2 protein-coding genes and 1 pseudogene are annotated in these 1,341 nt (G+C 66.2%); all 3 read left to right on the top strand.

The window, feature by feature from the left end; translation table 11 throughout:
• The first annotated feature begins 21 nt into the window (after positions 1-21).
• Positions 22-270 carry a PepSY domain-containing protein gene (locus tag F6S12_RS31775; protein ID WP_315869863.1) on the top strand — a complete coding sequence of 83 codons (249 nt, stop codon included), beginning with the start codon at positions 22-24 and terminating at the stop codon, positions 268-270.
• Positions 270-938 carry a response regulator transcription factor gene (locus F6S12_RS31780; protein ID WP_041119167.1) on the top strand — a complete coding sequence of 223 codons (669 nt, stop codon included), beginning with the start codon at positions 270-272 and terminating at the stop codon, positions 936-938. The genes F6S12_RS31775 and F6S12_RS31780 overlap by 1 nt, the downstream gene beginning before the upstream one ends.
• Positions 935-1,341: pseudogene (locus F6S12_RS31785) on the top strand (ATP-binding protein); the annotation flags it as partial. The gene F6S12_RS31780 and the pseudogene F6S12_RS31785, both read left to right, overlap by 4 nt.

Raw genomic sequence — 1,341 nt, forward strand, 5'->3', positions numbered from 1 at the left:
CTGCTGTTCTGCTCCCTGGCCATGGCCCGCGACCTGGACCAGGACGAGGCCCTGCGCCTGCGCCAGCAAGGGGTGATCCTGCCCCTGGAGCAACTGCTCAAGCAGGCCATGGACCGTTACCCCGGGGCCAAGCTGCTGGAGGCCGAGCTGGAAGAAAAGCACGATGTGTACATCTATGAAGTCGAGCTGTTGACCGTGGACGGGGTGGTTCGCGAGCTGGACCTGGAAGCCGCCACCGGGCGTTTGTTGAAAGATGAGGAAGACGACTGATGCGCCTGCTTGTGGTGGAAGACCACGTATCCCTGGCCGATGAACTGCTTGAAGGCCTGAACCGCCAGGGCTACGCCGTGGACTGGCTGGCCGACGGCCGCGACGCGCTGTACCAGGGCGCCAGCGAACCCTATGACCTGATCATCCTCGACCTCGGCCTGCCCGGGGTGCCGGGCCTGGAGGTGCTGCGAAAGTGGCGCGCCGATGGCCTGGCAACGCCGGTGCTGGTCCTCACCGCCCGCGGCTCCTGGGCCGAGCGCATCGAGGGGCTCAAGGCCGGCGCCGACGATTACCTGAGCAAACCGTTCCATCCCGAAGAGCTGCACCTGCGGGTCCAGGCCCTGCTGCGCCGCTCCCATGGCCAGGCCAACCAGCAGACCCTGCAGGCCGCCGGGCTGCACCTGGACGAGGGCCGGCAATGTGTGGTCCGCGACGGCCAGGATGTCTTGCTGACCGCCGCGGAGTTCCGCCTGTTGCGCTATTTCATGCTGCACCCGCAGCAGATCCTTTCCAAAAGCCACCTGGCCGAACACCTCTACGACGGTGAAACCGAGCGCGATTCCAACGTCCTCGAAGTTCACGTCAACCACCTGCGGCGCAAGCTGGGCCGCAGTGTGATCGAAACCCGCCGCGGCCAGGGTTATCTGTTCGGGGGAACCACTTCGTGAGATCGATCCAGCGCCGCCTGAGCCTGGGCCTGATCACGGTGATGGTGGTGGTCGGGCTGGTGCTGGCGCAGACCAGCCTCTGGCTGTTCGAGGTGGGCTTGCAACGCTACCTGGAAGCCGGCCTGCGCAACGACAGCGAGAGCCTGCTGCTGGCCCTGGTGCGCGGCCCTCAGGGGCTGCAGCTGGATGAACGGCGTCTGTCGCCGGCCTACCAGCGGCCGTTTTCGGGGCACTATTTCCGTATCGATTTTGCCGATGTGCACTGGCGCTCGCGCTCACTGTGGGACCAGGAACTGCCGCAACTGGAGCGCGCCGGCCTGCAGGGCAACCTGCAACTGGGGCCGGAGGGCCAGCAACTGCTGGTGCTGCGCAGCGACTACAAGCGCCTCGGGCAGTCGATCTC

The organism is Pseudomonas sp. JV245A, assembly GCF_032424515.1.
GTDB lineage: Bacteria > Pseudomonadota > Gammaproteobacteria > Pseudomonadales > Pseudomonadaceae > Aquipseudomonas > Aquipseudomonas protegens.